19 protein-coding genes are annotated in these 20,665 nt (G+C 45.4%); 4 read left to right on the forward strand and 15 right to left on the reverse strand.

Annotated features, from left to right (window positions below; all coding sequences use genetic code 11):
• Positions 1-269: 269 nt before the first annotated feature.
• The 8 genes from ACH59B_RS21405 to ACH59B_RS21440 all read right to left on the reverse strand — a co-directional run bounded on the left by ACH59B_RS21405 (position 270) and on the right by ACH59B_RS21440 (position 10,050).
• On the reverse strand, positions 270-1,919 hold the full coding sequence (locus ACH59B_RS21405; protein ID WP_019688634.1) for a response regulator transcription factor: 1,650 nt from the start codon (positions 1,917-1,919) through the stop codon (positions 270-272).
• On the reverse strand, positions 1,912-3,702 hold the full coding sequence (locus tag ACH59B_RS21410; protein WP_019688635.1) for a sensor histidine kinase: 1,791 nt from the start codon (positions 3,700-3,702) through the stop codon (positions 1,912-1,914). Before ACH59B_RS21410 ends, ACH59B_RS21405 begins: the two co-directional genes overlap by 8 nt.
• A 125-nt stretch (positions 3,703-3,827) precedes the next feature.
• Positions 3,828-4,409 (reverse strand): peptide deformylase, encoded by a 582-nt coding sequence (def, locus tag ACH59B_RS21415; protein WP_016820341.1) that lies wholly within the window; start codon positions 4,407-4,409, stop codon positions 3,828-3,830.
• Positions 4,410-4,709: 300 nt separating this feature from the next.
• On the reverse strand, positions 4,710-5,684 hold the full coding sequence (locus tag ACH59B_RS21420) for a polysaccharide pyruvyl transferase family protein (protein WP_019688636.1): 975 nt from the start codon (positions 5,682-5,684) through the stop codon (positions 4,710-4,712).
• The gene (locus ACH59B_RS21425) at positions 5,659-7,038 is read right to left on the reverse strand and encodes a lipopolysaccharide biosynthesis protein (protein WP_013373123.1); all 1,380 of its coding nucleotides are present in this window, start codon (positions 7,036-7,038) and stop codon (positions 5,659-5,661) included. Before ACH59B_RS21425 ends, ACH59B_RS21420 begins: the two co-directional genes overlap by 26 nt.
• Positions 7,039-7,111: 73 nt before the next feature.
• A complete protein-coding gene (locus ACH59B_RS21430) occupies positions 7,112-8,065 on the reverse strand; it encodes a glycosyltransferase family 2 protein (RefSeq protein WP_019688637.1) in 954 nt (317 codons plus the stop codon).
• 38 nt (positions 8,066-8,103) lie between these two features.
• Entirely contained in the window at positions 8,104-9,045 is a 942-nt protein-coding gene (locus ACH59B_RS21435) for a glycosyltransferase family 2 protein (protein ID WP_017425545.1), read from the reverse strand.
• Between the two features lie 204 nt (positions 9,046-9,249).
• Positions 9,250-10,050 carry a DUF1836 domain-containing protein gene (locus tag ACH59B_RS21440; RefSeq protein WP_017425546.1) on the reverse strand — a complete coding sequence of 267 codons (801 nt, stop codon included), beginning with the start codon at positions 10,048-10,050 and terminating at the stop codon, positions 9,250-9,252.
• Between the two features lie 224 nt (positions 10,051-10,274).
• Here ACH59B_RS21440 and ACH59B_RS21445 point away from each other — a divergent pair, with 224 nt between their 5' ends.
• Positions 10,275-11,639: a hemolysin family protein gene (locus tag ACH59B_RS21445; protein WP_017425547.1), complete on the forward strand. Its 1,365-nt coding sequence runs from the start codon at positions 10,275-10,277 to the stop codon at positions 11,637-11,639.
• A gap of 127 nt (positions 11,640-11,766) precedes the next feature.
• Positions 11,767-12,564, forward strand: coding sequence for an undecaprenyl-diphosphate phosphatase (gene bacA, locus ACH59B_RS21450; protein ID WP_017425548.1), 798 nt, complete (start codon positions 11,767-11,769; stop codon positions 12,562-12,564).
• 124 nt (positions 12,565-12,688) lie between these two features.
• Here the strand turns inward: bacA and ACH59B_RS21455 are convergent, their stop codons facing one another.
• The 7 genes from ACH59B_RS21455 to ACH59B_RS21485 all read right to left on the reverse strand — a co-directional run bounded on the left by ACH59B_RS21455 (position 12,689) and on the right by ACH59B_RS21485 (position 18,653).
• Positions 12,689-13,015, reverse strand: coding sequence for a thioredoxin family protein (locus ACH59B_RS21455; RefSeq protein ID WP_019688638.1), 327 nt, complete (start codon positions 13,013-13,015; stop codon positions 12,689-12,691).
• A 152-nt stretch (positions 13,016-13,167) separates the two neighbouring features.
• Positions 13,168-14,079 carry an aldo/keto reductase gene (locus ACH59B_RS21460; protein WP_031462257.1) on the reverse strand — a complete coding sequence of 304 codons (912 nt, stop codon included), beginning with the start codon at positions 14,077-14,079 and terminating at the stop codon, positions 13,168-13,170.
• Between the two features lie 158 nt (positions 14,080-14,237).
• On the reverse strand, positions 14,238-14,981 hold the full coding sequence (locus tag ACH59B_RS21465) for an alpha/beta hydrolase (protein ID WP_153794462.1): 744 nt from the start codon (positions 14,979-14,981) through the stop codon (positions 14,238-14,240).
• Positions 14,982-15,014: 33 nt separating this feature from the next.
• Positions 15,015-15,995 carry a siderophore ABC transporter substrate-binding protein gene (locus ACH59B_RS21470; protein WP_102997615.1) on the reverse strand — a complete coding sequence of 327 codons (981 nt, stop codon included), beginning with the start codon at positions 15,993-15,995 and terminating at the stop codon, positions 15,015-15,017.
• Between the two features lie 12 nt (positions 15,996-16,007).
• Positions 16,008-16,766 carry an ABC transporter ATP-binding protein gene (locus ACH59B_RS21475; RefSeq protein WP_153794463.1) on the reverse strand — a complete coding sequence of 253 codons (759 nt, stop codon included), beginning with the start codon at positions 16,764-16,766 and terminating at the stop codon, positions 16,008-16,010.
• Positions 16,760-17,710 (reverse strand): iron chelate uptake ABC transporter family permease subunit, encoded by a 951-nt coding sequence (locus tag ACH59B_RS21480; RefSeq protein ID WP_126666631.1) that lies wholly within the window; start codon positions 17,708-17,710, stop codon positions 16,760-16,762. Before ACH59B_RS21480 ends, ACH59B_RS21475 begins: the two co-directional genes overlap by 7 nt.
• Positions 17,700-18,653, reverse strand: coding sequence for an ABC transporter permease (locus ACH59B_RS21485; RefSeq protein WP_019688644.1), 954 nt, complete (start codon positions 18,651-18,653; stop codon positions 17,700-17,702). Before ACH59B_RS21485 ends, ACH59B_RS21480 begins: the two co-directional genes overlap by 11 nt.
• Positions 18,654-18,977: 324 nt before the next feature.
• Here ACH59B_RS21485 and ACH59B_RS21490 point away from each other — a divergent pair, with 324 nt between their 5' ends.
• Both ACH59B_RS21490 and ACH59B_RS21495 read left to right on the forward strand, forming a co-directional pair.
• A complete protein-coding gene (locus ACH59B_RS21490) occupies positions 18,978-19,655 on the forward strand; it encodes a response regulator transcription factor (protein WP_153794466.1) in 678 nt (225 codons plus the stop codon).
• Positions 19,656-20,573: a sensor histidine kinase gene (locus ACH59B_RS21495; protein WP_404302616.1), complete on the forward strand. Its 918-nt coding sequence runs from the start codon at positions 19,656-19,658 to the stop codon at positions 20,571-20,573. It abuts the gene before it with no gap.
• Positions 20,574-20,665: the final 92 nt, after the last annotated feature.

Here is a 20,665-nt window from a genome sequence, read left to right on the forward strand (position 1 = left end):
TTCCCCATGGTTGCCATAACCGGGCTTCAGATTATCCCCATTATATAGAATAAATTTAAATGAAATAGAATCAAAAATGTGAACATCGTGTCAAAGTTGTGTCATAACGATGGCATTTTTATGAAAATGCCCTAAAATCCATAATCAATGTGACATTTTCTATTGATCGGTCTTTTTTCAATATATAAAAAAAGAGCCTCTCTTCATTCGGAGGATATACCTCCGACATCTGCAAGAGAGACTTCATAACGTTAAACCTAGGGAATCGATCAACAGCCATCTGTTCCTCCGTTCTTTTGGACCTGATTACGGTAAGAGGAAGGTGACATTCCAACATACTTTTTAAATTTACTATGAAAATAATCTGCATTCGCATACCCCACGCGGTCCGCCACTTGGTGTACCTTAATCCCCTGTGCAAGCAATTCCCTTGCTCGCTCAATCCTTACCTTATCCAGGTAGGCATTAAAAGCCTCGCCTGTATGACTTTTGAACAGTTTGCCCAAATACCCACTATTGTAATTGAACATATCTGCCAGTAACTCCAGTCGCAAATTTTCATCATAATGACCATGTATAAAGTCAATCATTTGCTTCATGATGATCTCCTTGCCACCCGTATCAGTCTGGCCAATCCACTGCAACACATGTTCGAGCGAGTGATCCACCAGCTCGCCCAATGTTGAATAGGCATATACATTGGTAATCAAGTTGGAATGCTCCTCCAGCACGGTCCGGCTGTGTTCCTGTCCAGCTGCATATTTGTTCAGTGCGAGTGTGAATGTCTGAGCGAAGGCCGCCTTAATTGCAGATTCTGTACGATAAATCTGGGGAAATTGGACTTCCATGTCCTTAATGACACGGGTCGCCGCTTTACCATTAGCCATATCCAGCGCGTAGTACAGCTTTTCTGCATAACGCATGGGATCATCTGATGCTCTGTCAGACGCTTCATCCATTTCAGCAGGGACTGTCTCCCATTCATGTAGGTCGCCGGGAAGCATGACTCTTTCTGCCCGGAACAAAAACGTACGCTCCAATAATCGTAACGCCTGCTCAAAAGATTTGGGGATCTCCTTAAGAATGTCTACCGGAGCGCCGGCAGCCCCATAGATTTCATTTACCCACGGTTTTAGCTCCTGTCGCCATGCAGCCAGCAACTGAACAGCATCTTTTTCCGTTTTTAACATGGCGGGAAGCAATAGACCCGTATATATTCCAGCCTCAAACACAATGCCTCTACCCTGCTTACGACACAATTCGGCCAGCCGCTGCTTTGCTGCCAACTGCCGGGCTTGCCGATCCCAGTCAGGTATACGCAAATCCAGCAGAATCACCTGATAGCTACTCCAGTCCAATGCTGGTAATTCAGGCTGTTGTCCGTGTTTTTCACCGCTACTTTGATGTTCGTCTTGCTTGGATGCACGATGGCTGGGTTCTACAGCATTACGAGCATGTTCTCCATGAACCGGAAACAGCAATGCTTCGATCCAATCGCGCTCATGCGAAGACGGACTTCCCCACTTTCCATCTCCCTTTTCGTTTTCAATGCTTTGCCGTACTCGCTTTAGCTCCAGCGTCATTTCTTCCTCATCAACGGGCTTCAATAAATAACCATCCACCCCGAATCCCATGGCTTGCCTAGCATAATTAAAGTCTGCATATCCGCTTAAAATGAGAAAGTGATACGGCTCCCCATTCATTTGGCGTATGCTTTGTATAACCTCCAACCCACTCATCCCAGGCATACGAATATCTACAATGACCAGTTCCGGTCGATGCTCTCCGAACTTTTCCAAAGCCTCGCGTCCGTTCTCAGCCGTATCGACGATGCGAAAGCCACAATCTCCCCAGTCAATAATGGAAGACAGTCCTTCACGAATCGCAGGCTCATCATCTACAATCATCGCTTTATACATTCGGCGCTTCCTCCCTTGGTATGGAAAAGTATACGGTTGTTCCTACCTGTAATGCGCTTTCAATATGCAGACCATAACGTTCACCATACATCAATGTCAGACGTTGATGAACATTGCGTAGACCAATACTGCTCCCTTCCGGCTCCTCCGTACCCGTGATCCGAGCCAACAGACGGGTCAGTTGCTCTTCCTCCATGCCAATTCCATCATCAGCCACTTTAATGTGCAGCTCTCTTTGTTCTATTGTGATATCTACCTTTACGGTAACTGGTTCTTCCTTATTTTCTAGGCCATGAATGACTGCATTTTCCACTAACGGTTGTATGATTAAGGGAGGAATCGACATGTCCTTCGCGCTTTCTTCCAAATTCACTTCATAGACCAAACGATTTCCAAACCTGAACTGCTGAATTTGCAAATAGGATCGCACCATATCCAGCTCCTGTAATACGGTTGTTTTACCACTGCCAATCTCCAGATTCCTGCGCATCAGCCTGCCAAGCAAACGAACCGTCGTTGCTATCTCCGCTTCCCCATTCAGGTGTGCTTTCATTCGAATGGATTCTAAGGCGTTAAACAGAAAATGCGGATTAATTTGGCTTGCCATCATTTTTAACTTGATATCCTTTTGTGCCAATTCAAGCTTATTATTATGCTCACTCGTCTCATAGACCTGGGCCATAAGCTGGCGGATACTACTCACCATGTAGTTGAAACGGCGGGATAAATCACCGATCTCGTCCCTTCCCTCCACACTTGATACCACATGAAAATCACCCGCAGCTACCTGACCCAGCTCATAGCTCAGCCGCTGAAGCCGTTTGGTAATAAGCCAGGAAATGATGGTAATCAGAATCAGCGCCATGATGAGTACCGCTAGTACACATAATGCACCAATCAGGCTGACCCGGTTTGCCCCCTGCACGATATGTTCCGTTGAAAACACCGAAATAATCGTCAATCCGCTCACACTTGAGGTTGGCAGCAGTTCATCCACAATAATGTTCGAGGGCGTTCCGTTAATTTTTGCTTCATATATCCCCTTACCTGCACGCTGGACATCAAAGCCTAAATGTAAATCCGTCAACGTCCGACCTACTGACTGCGGATGGGTAGCTGCGACCACAATTCCGTTACGATCCGTAATCAAGGTTTCAAAGGGCTCCTTGCTCAGCATATGATTCAACTCGGTCTGACTCAGTGCAATCATCAGAACTCCCTTGGAATTGTATTCGGGAAAAGGAATTTGCCGTACCAGGCTGAGGCGATTAACTGGGTTATCCTCCTTATCCTGAATGTAAAACCAGTTAATCGCCGTCCCCTTCAAAGCCGCCTGGAACCACGGCTGCCGCTCAATGTTAGCGTCCACAGGAATAAACTCCAGATTGTTGACCAACGTCGGATTGTAAGAATAGAACCGGATAGTAGCAACCTCTCTATATTGCTGGGTGTACTCATTAAAATCCTTGTACTGATGGTACGCATTCATGAGCTCCACCATGCCGGGATAACGGCGGTTCGCCATCTCCTTTAGCCTTTTATCGAACATTAGCCCATTTGAAATATCTGTTGGTACACGTAATAAATTTGCTGTCTGGCTCTTAATCTTTTCCACATTATTTACCGTCTGGGCAATCGCACTGTCCAGTGCCTGCTCCCGCAAATAAAAAATAACGCAGCCGCCCACCAACAGCACTGGGATCATGACAATCAGTACGTAGGAGAAGAGCAACTTATTCCGCATACGCATATTATTCATCAGATGCCTTACTCCACGATACATGCCATCCCTCCTGTGAGATAAGCGCTTACATGTTTTCAGTTTAAAGCTTCACAACATTTATATCCATATTTTCTTGCCAAATAAAAAGGTGGTGAACGGAGTCACCACACTTTACGGATCACGAACTATTTACGTACAAAAGGTTCGATATGCACTCCCTGTGGCAGCTTATACGGATCTTCCGGGTTGATACGGTCATAGAACATAATGCCATCCAGATGGTCCATTTCATGCTGTACGACAATCGCTGCATACCCCTTAAACGTTAACAGCTCCTGAGTTCCATCCGGTAAATTGGCCTTGATGCGAATCTTCTCGTAACGTGGTACATATCCGGGTATGTACCGATCTACAGACAAGCATCCCTCACCCTGTTCCAAGTAAATCATGGATGTAGAATGGCTGACCAGCTTCGGATTAAACAGGCCATATTCTACCGTTTTGTCTCCATCTTCATAATAAATAGCACACATTCTTTTATTCAACCCAACCTGGTTGGCGGATAGCCCTACACCCGGGCGCAGCTCATAGCGGGTGGCCAGCTCTTCATTTTGGCTATTTTTCAGGTAATCCAGCATCCATTGCATCTGTTGAAGATCCTCTTCAGACAGCGGCAGACATACCGGATCAACCTTTGTGCGCAAAATCGGTTCCCCTTCACGCACGATATCCTTCGTGAGAAGCATGTCCATCGATTGATTGCTCATTCGTCAGCCTCGATTCATTTAAATAAATATTACGATCATGTGATGTACAGCAAAAGCTGGAGAATTCCCCGCTTTTCTGCAAGTTTTATCCCATAAATTATATCTATTCATGAAATGAATTGTCAAAATAGAGCGGTATGGGAGAGAGAAGCCATGATGCGCCCTCTCTATATAAAGCCATTAAATATTCACTGCCTTAATTGTTTATCTAATTAAATTATACTTATGTTCTTATAGCACTGAACCAAAAACCTCCTAAACTGAAGTGTTCAGGAGGTCTTTACATAGCTTTTCTTACGATTAAGACGGTTGCTCTAATGCTTCGGGTGCTTCACTGAACAGCTTCGCCTTCGGATTCGGCTGTGTCCAGGTATTATAATATTGCGAATTCTTGCCGTAAGAATTATCGATGACAACATGCGGCATATCAAGCAGGCAGGCCAGAATATGACCATGCAGCCGTGAAGTGCGAACCTCGCGGTAAGAGCTGAACAGCGTAACCGCCTTGTTCATGAGATGGTCGGTGTACTTGTACCAGAATGTACGCGTAGGCAACGGGCCGCCGATTTTCTTATTCAGACGGTAAAACTTTTGGAAATAGACGATCCCCTTCACTTCCAGCGGAGTGAATAAAGTATCCCAGTCCAGACGGTGAGAGGCATCAGCCTCGTCATCGAATTTCTTTTGTCCTCCTACCGTTTCAATATCTGTACGCAGGAAGTACAATACGTCCTTCACGGTTTCCGTAGTCGGCTTCAATGGCCAAAGCTGGTGTGCCATATCTGGACATAATGTGATACTGCACTGGTTCAGTTTATCCTTAGCCCACTGATAAGAGCGTGTATCCCGCACAAACATATGTAGATCCGGGTGGGCATTAAACAGAGCCGCCACCTCATTAGCCTTTTGTTCAGACTGGAAGTGGATCGTCTGCGGCATGATTACAATTCGGTGGTTAGGGAAATCACGAACGATGCGTTCCCGCAAATTTTGGTGATTTGAATATAGATCGCCAAAGTTGCCACCGCCGTGGCATACGATAATCCAGTCGCCCGGAATATGAAGCTGATCGGGAATATCCATGGCGCTATAACGGGCACGGACACGAATACCATTATCCCTAAAGAACGCTTCGGTGCCTTTCATGATCAGTACGTCCCCACCGTTATTATAGACGGGATAATCGACATAAATAATGTTCGAACCTTGAGGGACTACGTCGAGAATGACGCTCAGCTTATTTTTCAGTTTAGCCATGGGATGCGAATTCGGCATCTTTCAGTTCTCCCTTCCTGCGCTTCTTTTGTATAGTCTGCAAGACAAATGTAATATCACTTTTATCAAAAATGATCCGGGATAGCGGAACATTGAAAAACATGGGGAACGAGAACAGCGAGAACGCCAACCGTACACAAGCACCTACAAGCAAAGCAATAGCAATGCCGTCCAGACCGAAGATCGGTGTACAAATAAAAAACAGACCGACGGTGATCGCATAGGCTACAATTTGCCGGAACAGTACCAGTCCCGGACGACCGAGTGCGTTAAAGGCCGAAGCCAAAATCCATGAGCCACCACCGATAATACATTCCAGTGATAGCAGGTAGAACGTTAGCGATGCTTCCAGAAAAGCGGGCCCGTACAGCAAACCCAGCATGTATCGACCAATAAAGAGAGCCGGCACAATGACGATGAGCATCGCAGCCATGGAGATGCGAAAAGCACGACCCACCGTTTCGACAATTTTGCTGTGTTCCATGCCTGTCACTTTCGGGAAGGTTACATTAGTGACGGCATTTTGCACCACATTGAACACACGGGACAAGGCGTAGACAACAGAGTACAGACCGAACGCTTTGGGTGACAGCAGCGCCACAATGACGATTTTGTCCGTTTGTGTGGACAGCGTTCCCATCAACTCCATCCCATACACCCGCGCTCCATAGCTATAATAAGGGCGCAGCACTTGGCGGCTGGTCAACGGACGAAATGCGCGTAGGTTCATATGCTTGCGCAAACGGAGGAACGCCCACATGAGCGCAAGGAAACTCGCGGCAAAATTCACTGCCCCCGCCAGTTGCACATTGAGTAAGCCCATCAGCCACAGGGTCACTAGACCGATGAAATTCAGTAACGGATAGTAAAACAGCAGGCCGTTATATACGCTAAACCGATCCAGTCCTTGCGATAATGCCGTCGTAAGTGCTGTAAGCACAGCTAACGGTACTGCTGCCGCACAATAAATCTGCGACAGTTGGATAATGTCTGCACCATAGCCATTCAGCCACAGCGGCATACATATCCAGGCCACCGCTCCCGCCAACAGACTGGCAGGCAACTGAATCCAGAGCGACAACGCCAGCAGTTCTTCCGTCGTGCCTGTTTTCTTCTTAAGGTTATAAATTAACGAGGTTGGCAAGCCGAAGCTCAATACACTGCCGATCAGCGTAGGCCAGAACAGAACAGCCGCCAGTTCACCTTTCCCCTCTACTCCGAGCATACGTGCGGTCAGGATGGAAGTCAGGGTCGTGACGATTAGCACAAAAAAATTGTTAAAGCTCGTGCGCATGATCGTTTTGGCGAGACTGTCACCCGTGAATACTTTCCTTGCTGCTGTCCATGTGCTCATGTTACGTCCAACTCCTGTTCCTTATTAAGCCTCTCGTCTCTATGCTCACATCGCGTCTTTTGACGCACCTCCATCAGCCTACCGTTTTTTTTGAATTGCGTTCAGACAACTGGCCTCCACTAACAGGCTCCTTCGTACTTGAGAAAATCTCTTTCAGTGCTCTTCTATAGCCTTGAATGGCTTTATGATTTTTTTTGGGTCTCTCCCTTAAAATCTGATACAACGTCGTCCAATATAGTGCTGCATAACCGATCGGCCCAGATCCCTCGTCACGTAGTAGATGAATATGATTCATCACCCGCATATAAGTAACCTGTTCCATATTGTCGCGCGAGGACGGCGATTCATGGTGAAGCAGCGTAAGGGCCGGATTAATATACAATGGACCGCTTTTCATGGCGATACGGGAAAGTAATAAATCCTCGCCGACGCTATAGCTTTGCAACCAAGGTACCGGCTCCAGACTTAGAATCGCATCACGGCGAAATGACATATTACAACCATGAAAAAACTGGGTCTTAAACGTCTTCTTGGCCTTATGCCAGTTGTACATCGAGCCGGATTGACCGCTGAGGGACAATCTCCCTTTGGACAAAGATTGCTGGAACGAAAGCAAGCAGCGAATTGTACCCATGAAGCTGTTACTCATTCCCTGTGCTATGCCGCCAACACCAACTGCCTGCGGGTACGCCTCATAGGTGCGTATTAACTCATTCAAGTAGTTACTCGGCAGCTCAACATCATCGTCAAGGAACAAAATGATGTCACCTTGCGCAAGCTCCACCGTCTTTACACGTGATAACCATAGTCCGGGCTGCTCCTTACGATGATATCGGTAGGCAATTCCCGCTCTGCTCAACTGATGCTCATAACGTTCCAGCACATGCTTTGGCAGTTTTCCGTCATCAATAATCCACAGCTCGGTTTCACATGCCTCTGGTGCTCCCCCCATGGCAATTGAATTGATGCATCGGGTCAGATCGTCAACCCGATTGCGGGTGCACAGAGCAATGGACAAGCTTAACATCATACTCCCCCTTTATCCTGTCAATGGTATAAAACAGATTACTGAACCGCCGGGCCTAAATATTCGTTATATTTTTGCTTACGCGGGTTCAGAATGAACAACACCCCCTGCTTGTATCCATCTGCTGCGTTAAAATTACGGCGCAGCGTTTCTTTGAGCATCAAGTAGGTTAAGGTCCATAAAAGAGCTCCATACTGGATAAATCCTGCCTTTTTCAGGGCAAGAAAATAATAGTGGTTAATCGCTGTGGCCTTGGCTACTTTGCCCGCCTTATCGCGCGAGCTTGGAGATTCATGATGGATGATCATTAAGTCGGGATTAATCACCAGTTTGCCGTAACGACTCGCTAACTGGCACATGTACAAATCGTCAGCCACCGCATAGCTGGTCATCCACGGATACGGCTTCATGTCCCGAAGCGCATCCCTCCGAAATGACATATTGCAGCCATGGAAAAATTCAGTGTCAAAAGTCTCGGTTGCTTCGCTCCAACGCAGCAAAGAACCTGCCAGACTACTGGGCGAGAGCTTGCCAAGGGAAGAAGACATCTGAAAAGTCAAAACGCCAAGCAGCTTTCCTGCCCGGCTTGAATGTAGTCCCTTTGCAATCCCTCCAACACCTACAATCGTGTCATCCTGTTCGTAGGTATCGAGCAAGCGCCGGATATAGAGTTTATCGTCCAGTTCGGCATCATCGTCAAAATACAGCACAATATCATACCGTACGAGAGACAAGGCCTCATAGCGGGATAACCAAACGCCGGGACGACTTTTTTTATAATATTTGAGAACACCTTGAGGCAATCCGGACACCATGTGACGGTACTGTTCAATCTGTTGGTCGGAAATATCGCCGTCATCAACAATCAGCAGTTCTACAGCTGTATGCTCCAATTGTTGCTGTGCAGCAATAGATTGTATACAGCGTGTCAGGTCTTCGATCCGGTTGCGGGTACAAATGATGATGGAGACATCGGACATGCCATTACCTCCTGTGTGTGTATCCAGATGCTTTGGAAGAGATATTCAAAATTTTTCCAATTGCTGGATTATATATGTTTATTGTATCTTTGACAGCGTTTGAGTGTATATACCTCTTTTGTATACTTTTTCAGTCTCCAAAAGGGTAGACAATCCTCAAAAAAGAGCAAAAAAATAGGATCGGCTTCTTGCGCCAATCCTGATCTATCCTTGAAAATCCAGAAACAACGTGGCATTCACATACCGACGTGCCATCGACAAAAAATAACTATTTTGCACCGATACCGCTGCCACCAGCAAAGTATTACGCACTGCTTCACACTGGTTAGGGGTCAAATGCTGCAAACGACAAGTATATTGATCTGCGGCTTGTACCAGCAGTTCTTCTGTCGCAGCTTCCTGACGTTTCTGTCCTGTAGCAGAAATTCCGTTGTCTTTTGCATACCCTGCTCCTGCCACATCAAGCAGTTGGTCTCCGTTCGCATCCAGCTCTTCAAATAAAGTTGAATATGCAGCGTACAAATCGACCGGCTGAATCAGATCATCCGTATCATCTTCTGGCTGTTGGAACAGGATATAAAATAGCTGACGGATAGATTCAAAATCAAGACATGATTTTAAATCTTCCACGATGAGCAATATAGCAGCCTGGTTGACTGAGTATTTTTTGCCGATTTTCGGAGCGCCGAGGAACTCCTTGAAATCACGTTTGACCCAATTTTGCATAGAGGCCAGTGAGACATGACTATATTCCACCAGTTGGCCTAAAGAAACGATCTCCTGCAGCGAAAAGGCTGCGCTGTGCTTGCCCTTGATGATTTTATCCAGCACAGGCGTCACTTCGGTATATAGAAATGTCGGCATGGTACTACCGGAACGGGCAAGATGGCTATGAGTGCGTCTCCAGGCGTCCTGAAGAACAGCCAAAGGCTGCAATTCGCTGCGGCCTTCCATGGCCAGCAACAAATGGGCCATATCACGGCGAGTGAGGGTAAAAGACTCCATCTGCTTTCCTCCCTTTATTGCATTTCAAGTTCATTAGAACTCATCATACGCCCTTAAACTAGGCTTGTAAAGTGAAGCAATGAGCCGTGCGGGTACTATTATGCCTTATTTTTCGTGTAAATTAGAGGTAGGTGACCTGCTACGATTCCATATGAACCTTGTATATTTTCTTTTAAGTTCTTAAAATAAGTTCAAGTGAACTCAAAATAGAGTTCCTTAAAAAATTGAACGAAAAAGGGATGAGTGAAAATTATATGGGTATAGGTGTCAGTCTATTTTTGTTTGCGGTGTTGATTTTATTTAGTGCTTTCTTCGTGGCTACCGAGTTTGCGATTATTAAAATCCGTTCCAGCCGGGTAGATCAGCTGGTGGTGGAGAACCGTAAAAACGCACTGGCGCTACAAAAAGTCGTCAATAATCTGGACGGCTACCTGTCTGCCTGTCAGCTTGGTATTACGATTACAGCGTTAGGACTCGGTTGGCTCGGTGAACCAACTGTAGTCAAACTGCTGGAGCCTCTCTTTCAACAGCTCAACATCAATGGGGAGTTTTCACATATCCTGGCCTTTATTATTTCATTTGTCATTGTAACTTACCTGCACGTGGTGATCGGCGAACTGGCTCCCAAAACATTGGCGATCCGCAAAGCGGAAGCTGTCAGCCTGTTAACCTCTCCAGTCATCGTGTGGTTTAACCGGATTATGTATCCGTTTATTTGGCTCCTTAACGGCTCGGCCAATCGCCTGGTTCGTCTGTTCGGTCTTCAACCGGCTACTGAGCATGAAGAAGCGCACTCTCAGGAAGAAATTCAGATCATTTTGTCCGAAAGCGTGGAAAGTGGTAAGATCAATAACACCGAATATGGCTACGTAAATCGTATCTTCGCTTTTGACGAGACCGTTGCCAAAGAAATTATGGTGCCACGTACAGATATGGTATGCTTGTTTACGAATCGCTCGCTCAAAGAAAACATGCAGACTATTCACGAAGAACAGTATACCCGTTTTCCGGTAGCGACAGACAGCAAGGATCAGATCATTGGTATGATTAATACCAAGCAGCTATTCCTTGAGTATGATCGCAATCCCGAGCTTGTTTTCGATAGCCTGATTCAACCGATCTTGACCGTTCCGGAAGTTATTCCCGTCAACACGCTGTTGAAACGTATGCAGAAGGAGCAGGTTCATATCGCTCTCCTGGTCGATGAATATGGTGGAACCTCTGGTCTGATTACCATTGAGGACATTCTGGAGGAGATTGTTGGCGAAATTCGGGATGAATTTGATAAGGATGAACGGAAGGAAATCGAGAAACTGACGGAGAACAGTTATTTGATGGATGGTAAAGTGATGCTTTCCGATCTGAGTGATCTGACGGGCTTGACATTGGACGATGAAGACGTGGATACTGTCGGAGGGTGGGTGTATAGCCGGGTTCCGGAACCGAGACAGGGCAAGGAATTCATAGAAGATGATGTGAAATTTATCATTCGTGAAATGGGTAAAAATCGTATTCGTCGGGTGGAAATTATTTTACACCACAAATCCCCGATCTCGGAAATGGAGTCGGACACTTCTTCCCAGGAGTGAACTTTGTGATCTGAGCGACCAGCATACTGCACTTGGCACTTGCGTTCACTCCTACTGAAATGACATATTTTTAGGGCAAACGACTCAGGTTGTTTGCCCTACATGCGTGTAAGGAGGAGCTAGTAAATTGGATATTTTATCATCTATTATTATGGGTATTATTGAAGGGCTGACAGAGTTTTTGCCAGTCTCTTCGACGGGTCACATGATCCTTACGGCTGATCTTCTAGGGTTGAACACCGAGAATGATACGGTTAAAACATTTGAGGTTATCGTACAATTAGGTGCTGTGATGGCGGTCGTTGTATTATACTGGCGCAGATTCCTCAGCCTGTTTGATTTCAGACGCAAAATTTCATCCCAGCCACGTCTAAACCTGTTACATATTATTTTAGCCATGATCCCTGCGGGAGTAATTGGTGTACTGTTCCGTGATGTAATCAAGCAATACTTGTTTGGTCCTGAAACGGTTTTGTACAGTTTGGTCATCGGGGGCTTGCTCATGATCGCTGCTGAAAAATTCCATCCGCCTATTAGATCACATACGTTGGATGAGATCACGTACAAACAAGCATTTACCATCGGTGTGTTCCAAGTCCTAGCTCTGTGGCCAGGCTTCTCTCGTTCAGGTTCAACTATGTCTGGGGGCCTATTCGCACGTGTAAGCCATACGGCAGCCGCAGAATTTACATTCCTCGTATCTGTTCCGGTCATGCTGGGTGCATCGGGGATTGATATGATTAAAAGTATGGATCATCTGTCTATGAGTGATTTCCCGGTGTTCGCAGCCGGCTTTATTACTGCCTTTATCGTCGGGATGCTGGCAATCAAAACGTTCCTCGGTCTGCTCAAGCGCTTGAGCTTGACTACGTTTGCCATCTATCGTTTCGTGTTGGCGGCTGTGTTCTTTTTCATTATTTTGTAATCATTGTTTGGTATCCTATAACCAAAAAGGGATATCCAAGTGGCCTTAAGGTCAGCCTTGGATATCCCTTTGCTATTTTGCGGGCTTGGGTAGATCGTCCTGATCTACCTACCATGCGTACTGATTACTGTTTGGATTCCAGCGTAGTCAGGTATTCCGAAACTTGAGCTGGCGTTTTGGCGTATTTGCTGTGCAAATGAGCAATTTTCTCGCCATTACGGAACACGAGCAGGCTCGGAATGCCGCGTACTTGATTTTCTTCAGCAATCGGCTGAAACTTCTCGGCATCCAGCGCAAAGAAACGCTTATCCGCGTTCTCCTTCATAATGCCGTCCATAAATTTATCTAGCGTCTTGCAATCTGGACACCAGCTGGTATCAAATTTCACGACGGTTAGACCGTCACCGTTAATTAAATCCTGATATTGCTGCTCAGATTCGATACGTTCCATTCGTTGGTCCCTCCTAGAGTGAATTGATAATATCTTCACATTCACATATGAATGATAAATCAGGCTTATTCCTATATTGTAATGATTCTTTTATATATTGCAACTGGAATGAGTACATGTTTGAGCATGTACTTATTCTATTTTTGCTCGGATCAGCGGTATTGCGCATCATAACGATTGGCCCGGCTGATTTGCTGTAGCGTCTCTCGCTCGTGCTCAGTTAGCGGCGCAATGTCGGCAGCAGAAATATTATGCTCCAATTGCCCCAAAGAGCTTGCACCCGGGATCACAGCAACAACAGCCGGATGAGACAGGCTATAACGGATCGCTGTCTGCTCCATACTACGGTCCGCCCCTGCAAATGCCTTTAATTGCTTACGCACGTCCAGTAGCTCTGCTTCTTCATAGTCTAGGTATCCCTTCGCTGCCTTTTCTTCCCCCTTGTCGGCCAATACGCCGCTCGCCACGGGTCCACGTGCAATCACACTAATTCCCCGCTCCTGAAGCAAAGACAGTACTTCTTCCTCTGCACGCCGATCCAGCAAGCTATACTGATTCATAACACTAACGATATTCGAGCGTTCCACATATTCACGGATGACATGCGGGCGAATGGAAGAAATACCATAGTAGCGGATGACACCCTCCTGCTGCAGTTGCTCGAAAGCCTCAATGGTTTCATCGATCGGATCATCAATCGTCCCTCCGTGCAACTGATACAGGTCGATATAATCCGTTCCCAGGCGGCGCAGACTCTCTTTAACGGCTGACAGGATATATTTCTTGGACGGGTCCCATCCCCAGCCCTCCTGCCCCGGTATACGCCGATTGCCGACCTTGGTCGCCAGGATGACATCCTGGCGCCGTCCACGGATGGCTGCCCCCACAATTTCTTCATTGCGTCCATGCTGGTACAAATCGGCCGTATCCAACAGATTTACGCCCCTGTCTAACGCTTCATGGATCAAGTAAACAGCTTGCTGCTCCTCCGTACCGACCGACATACATCCCAAGCCAATCTCACCTACCAGCAAATCCGAAGCTCCCAGACGGTTTTTCTTCATCGTTGTCTCCCCTCACTTCAATGACGTATAACTTTAAATTTTTAACATTTCTCTATTATACGAAAAATACATACAAAAAAAACAACCCCAAAGACATAGAGACTCCACGCTCTCCAATCCTTTGAAGTTGTTGTATGAAATTCGTATTCCCTTAGAAGCTATCCGAAAAACCATTGAATGGCCTTAGGAAACTGACGCTGAAAACAATCTACACGATGCACCGCATCTTGATCAAGCTCAAGCAGCACATCTTTTGTGTCAAGTCCCTGTGTCAGGAGCACCTCGTGTGCCTGAAGGGTCAGCGGAACCATGTCTTTTTGTACATTCGTCTTCCCTTCCCCTTCACGGGTCCCGACAGAGATATATACCCGGTGTGTCCCAGCCATTACAGTGGCAAATGATGCAGATTGCATATAATCGATCATACCGGGAAACCAATATGAGCCCGAGATCGAACCAATGCGTCCAAATATGTGCTTATACTGGAAGGCCGCATACATGGAAATCAGTCCACCCAACGAAGCACCGATCAGCCCGGTATGCTCCAGCCCAGTTTGCACTGGATATTTTGCCTCGACATAGGGCATTACTTTTGTAACCACAAACGCCAGATAGGCATCTCCGCCACCGCCAAAAGAAGGTCTTCCCTCTACTAAAGCAGCTGCCTTCCAAGGCGTATAATCGTCCAGCCGATTCACGGGCTGAATGCCCACCAGTATCACACGGGGCAGCTCTCCCGTAGAAAAACCTCTTTCCAGTTCATCCAACCCGCTTAGAAATAAAGAGCTGCCATCCTGCACATACAGCACAGGATACAGCTCATTAGGATTCACAGATACGGGAGGTGTATAGATGTGTAGAAGATACCCATCTAATGAAATTTCATCTACATGACCTTTCATCTTACGCAGTCCCCCATGATGTGAATGTATGCATTACAGTGCAGCATCTATTTCCTTGATCATTTCAGATACGGATTCCAGACCATTACCTGACAGGTACCAGTAGTTAGGATCAAGGTATACAATATGTCCATTTTTATATGCATTGGTTTTCTTCACCAGTTCATTCTCAATGGTTTGTTTACCTGTAACCTGTTCCTTGCCTTCCTCGACCACCACAGCCCCACGGTCAACGACAAAAATATAATCTGGATTTTTTTGCTGTACATATTCAAAAGAAACCTTTTGTCCATGCGTGGATACTTTAATGTCAGGATCTACAGGAGTTACGCCAAAAGCATCATGAATGATACCGAAGCGGGATTGTGAGCCATATGCGCTCAGGCTTCCTTCGTTCGTCAGTACGATCAAGCCTTTAGCCTTGCTCGCTACCGCCTTATCATGTACAGCCTTAATGGAGCTATCAATCGCAGCCAGTTCCTGTTTGGCAGCATCCTCTTTATCGAAGATTTGACCCAAGGTTTCAACGTTTTTCTTAAAGGAATTGATATAATCCTTGGTATCTACAGCCATCGAAATAGTCGGTGCAATTTTGCTCAACTCTTTATATGCATCAGCTTGTCTGCCACCGATGATGATCAATTCAGGAGAGAGATCACTGATCTTCTCATAATCCGGTTCAAACAATGTACCTGCACTTGCGTATTTGGAATCTTTATATTTGCTCAAATACGTAGGAAGATCCTGCTGCGCTACCGCCGCAACGTCTACTCCTAGCTTATCCAACGTATCCAATGAACCAAAATCAAAAACAACAACATTTTTCGGATTGACTTTGACTTGGACTGGATTCTCATCGAGTGCGTGTTTGACCGAGACGGTTTTGGATTCCGTTGTTGCAGTCGATGAGCCATCGCCAGTCGCTTCTTGTGTTGCCGGAGCCGCTTTGCCACAGGCCGATACGATCAGTACCAATGCAAGCACCAGTGTTAAAAACATCAAATTTTTCTTCATTTTACATTCCCCCTAAGTGAAGTACACACAAATTTTATGATCACCGATCTGTTGAATCGGAATATCCATATCGTACAAATCTTTTAATACCTGACTATCTATCATCTCGTCAGCCGTTCCTTGTTTTAGCAATCTGCCATTCTTCATCCCGACAATATGGTCCGAATAGCAGGAAGCAAAGTTAATATCATGAAGCACCACCAGAATCGTTTTGCCCAGATCATCCACTAAATTGCGTAGCGTCTTCATAATTTGAACCGAATGCTTCATATCCAAATTGTTCAGCGGCTCATCCAGCAGGATGTATTCCGTGTCCTGTGCCAGAATCATAGCAATAAAAGCCCGTTGCCGCTGTCCTCCACTGAGCAAATCAATATGCTTGTCCTTCATATCCTCCAATCCCATGTAAGCCATAGACTGCTCCACCATTTTGCGATCCTCGCTGTTCAATCTGCCCTTGGAATACGGAAAACGGCCGAAGCTGACCAACTCCTTCACGGTTAAGCGGATGTTGACATCATTGGTCTGTTTTAAAATGGATATCTTCCGGGCTAGCTCCTCACTTTTCGTCAGGCTCATGGCCTGCCCGTCAATCAGGATTTCTCCCTCATCACTGTCAGTTAGGCGACTAATCATCGACAACAAGGTGCTTTTTCCAGCGCCGTTAGGTCCAATAAAGGAGGTAATGGTGCCTTTAGGTACAGTGACGGATACCTGCTCCACCACATTTTTATTCCCGTAGCGTTTGGTTACGTTTTTGACTTCTACCATGATTTATTTTCCCGCAGCAAAAGGTACAGGAAGTACACCCCCCCGATAAAGTTAATAATGACGCTGACTGTTGTCGACAAGTCGAATACTCTCTCTGCCAGCAGTTGGCATCCTGCCAATGCGATGACACTAACAAAGATGGAGGCCGGAATTATATAACGGTGCTGATACGTCTTCATCACCTGATAAGCCACATTGGCCACAATTAATCCAAGAAATGTGATCGGTCCAACAAGTGCCGTAGATATGGAGATGAGAATCGCTACAATAATCAGCAATCTTTTGATGATATAACTGTAAGGAAGCCCTAAATTAATCGCATGCTCCCGTCCGAGCGACAGCACGTCCAGGTACTTAATGAATCTCCACGCATAAGCAAATACGAGCACGAGCACGAATACAGAAAGCCATAACAGTTCGGTGTTTACATTACTAAAGCTGGCAAAGCTCTTGTCCTGAATTTTCGCAAATTCGTTCGGATCAATTAGCACCTCCATAAAGGTAGACAGGCTGTTGAACAATGTACCAAACACCAGACCGATCAGTAAAAGCACATAAATTCCCCGTCCATCTTTGCGGAAAATTAACTTGTATAGCAATCCCGCGAACAGCACCATCATCCCCACCGACAGCAAAAAGTTTAATTCTTTGCTGGTCGAAATCAGCGGTACAGAACCAAATGCAAAAATAATCGTCGTCTGAATCAGCATGTACAGTGAATCCAGCCCGATAATACCCGGGGTCAAAATCTTGTTATTCGTGACCGTTTGGAAAATAACAGTCGCAAAAGCAATGGAGCCACCTGTCAGAATGAAGGCTGCGACCTTTTTCAATCGTCGTGGCAGCGCGTAATGCCAGGTGTGCGGAAGATCTATAAACACAAAAGCAGCAATCAACACAAGCGCGGCAGCGGCTAATATTCCGATTTTTAATTTAGGATTCATAAGCCCTTCTCCTCAGCAGCAAGTACAAGAACAACGCGCTTCCGATCACACCAACCGTAAGCCCTACAGAAATCTCATATGGGTAAATGATCACCCGTCCCAAAATATCGCAAAACAGCACAAAAACGGCACCCAAGATCGCTGTATGTGCTAGGCTTTTTTTCAGATTATCCCCCATGTACATACTGACCAGATTGGGTACAACCAGCCCCAAAAAGGGAATCGTCCCGACGGTTAAGATTACAACAGAGGACACCAAAGCCACGATCACCAAACCCACATTGACAGTGCGCTTGTAATGTACGCCCAAATTAGCCGCAAAATCCTCACCCATGCCTGCAATTGTAAAACGATTCGCATATATGTACGCCAACGCGACCAAAGGAACACTGAGATACAGCATTTCGTAGCGACCACTCATAATTAGAGAAAAATCCCCCTGCATCCACGAAGAAATGCCCTGAATCAGATTGTATTTGTAAGCAAAAAAAGTCGTCACCGAATTTAAAATGCCTCCAAACATCAAACCGACAAGCGGGATAAATACCGGGTCCTTAAAACGGATTTTATCCAGTATCTTCATGAAAACCAGGGTTCCCCCTAGAGCAAATCCAAAAGCCGTCAGCATCTTCGTCCAAAATCCTGCCGCTCCAAACACCATAATAGCCATCAGCACACCTAATCGTGCCGCATCCATCGTGCCTGCGGTGGTCGGCGAAACAAACCGGTTCCGAGTAAGCTGCTGCATGATGAGCCCGCAGATACTCATACTCGCCCCTGCGATAATGATGCTGACCAAACGTGGGAATCTGCTAATCAGGAGTACCTGCGCTTGATCGTTGGATAAGTGGAACAAATCAAGTGGAGTTACATCATGCACACCGATAAACACCGAGGCGAAGGCCAGTACGATAAAAGCCAGTATTAAATAGCGCAATTTCATTTCTAACTAAGGGAGCCTGTCCAATAACCTGTACCAAGCTTCGGCCCTGTCCTCCCCTCCAATAATGATAATCATTATCAAAACAACTAGGATAAATTATATCAGTGATATTGTATCTGTCAAATTTTTTGCAATGAATAAGCCATGTCAAAAAAGGTGTTAGCAAAACCTGAATAGTCTGAAGAGTGAATGAGCAAATAAGAGCAATATCCTGTAAAATAGGGATGGAAGATTTAGGATTACCCGTTTCTCATTTTTACTGTAAGCAATTCTTGGAATTCGAGATTCATTAACTTGATGAATTAAAAAAATAGGAGGAGAATGATGAATCACATATTAATTGTCGAGGATGATATCGCCTTGAGTAACGGTATTGTTCTTGCCCTCAAAGAACCTAACAACGTATTTGTGCAAACGTATGACATAGCTGCTGCAAAAGAGCAATTGAACGTCACTACCTTTGACCTAGTGATTCTTGATATAAACTTGCCGGATGGGAATGGACTCGATCTTTTAACCCATTTACGAAAAAAAACAATGATTCCCGTCATCGTTCTGACAGCAAATGATATGGAAACAGATATTGTCACTGGTCTTGAGCTGGGTGCTGACGACTACATCACCAAGCCTTTCAGTCTGATGGTACTGAGAGCAAGGGTTGGTGTTCAGCTAAAGAAATCCAGATACTCGCTTGCGGACTCCATTCAGCTAGACAATTTTTCTTTTTCATTCGAGAGAATGGAATTTATTAAGAATGGTACACCTATTGAACTAAGTAAAACGGAGCAAAAATTGTTGCGCATCCTAATCAACAATCGAGGAAATACCGTTTCGCGTGATCATTTGGTAGACAGCATCTGGACAGATGGCGCTGAGTATGTAGGCGAAAATGCGTTGTCAGTCACCATAAAAAGGCTACGTGACAAGCTGGAGGACCTTCCTTCCTCTCCTCAGTACATTAAGACTGTGTACGGTATCGGCTACACTTGGGCGGTGAAATGAATGACGATCCTGAATTATGCGTGTTTTGGAAGTGCTATTACTGCTCTTTTCATAGCCGGGGTTACCATTCTTCTCTATCGTAAGAACGTACATAAAACAATGAAAACTATGGATCATATGATTGAAGCTGCAATTAGTGGAGAGTTTTCAGAGCATGTTTTTGACGAATCCGTCATATCAGCAGTAGAGGCCAAGCTTGCGCAATTTCTTTCCATTTGCTCCGTTTCCTCGAAAAATTTGTTAGCAGAAAAAAATAAAATAAACGAGCTTATTTCTGATATCTCGCATCAAACGAAAACCCCTATTGCTAATATCCTCCTCTACTCACAACTGCTCAGTGAATATGATTTGCCACCGGAAGGTTCCACTTGTGTAAAAGCTTTATCCACACAAGCCGAAAAGCTTCATTTCCTGATCCATTCCTTAGTAAAAACATCACGGCTTGAAACAGGGATTATCAAATTGTCGTCAAGGCAGGAGTCAGTTCAAAGGCTACTAACCACTGCACTGGAGCAAATTATGCCGAAGGCAAACGCTAAAGGGATTTCGATTACTATGGAGAGTAAAGAAATTCAGGCTTCTTTTGATTTAAAATGGACAGTTGAGGCAATCTATAATATTTTGGATAACGCCGTCAAATATACAGAAATGAGCGGGAATATATTTATTAAAGTGAGTGCTTATGATTTATTCTGCCGGATTGATATTACTGATAATGGCATTGGGATTGCAGAAGAAGAACACAGCAAGATTTTCAAGCGTTTCTATCGGTCACAAACTGTAATCTCGCAAGAAGGTGTCGGGATTGGACTATTTTTAACAAGAGAAATTGTTTCAGCTGGGGGCGGATACATCAAACTATGGTCACGCCGCGGCAGTGGTTCCACCTTCTCGATTTTTCTCCCCATAGACAAGTAATTCTTACAACACTGTTAGATTTCAGAAAGATTGTAGAAAGATTCATATGGTAAAGTCTGTATTGCGAAGTATGGTGATACAGACTATTTTTC

Origin of the sequence: Paenibacillus sp. DP01, assembly GCF_044784315.1 — a bacterium.
In the GTDB taxonomy this organism is placed as follows: domain Bacteria; phylum Bacillota; class Bacilli; order Paenibacillales; family Paenibacillaceae; genus Paenibacillus; species Paenibacillus polymyxa.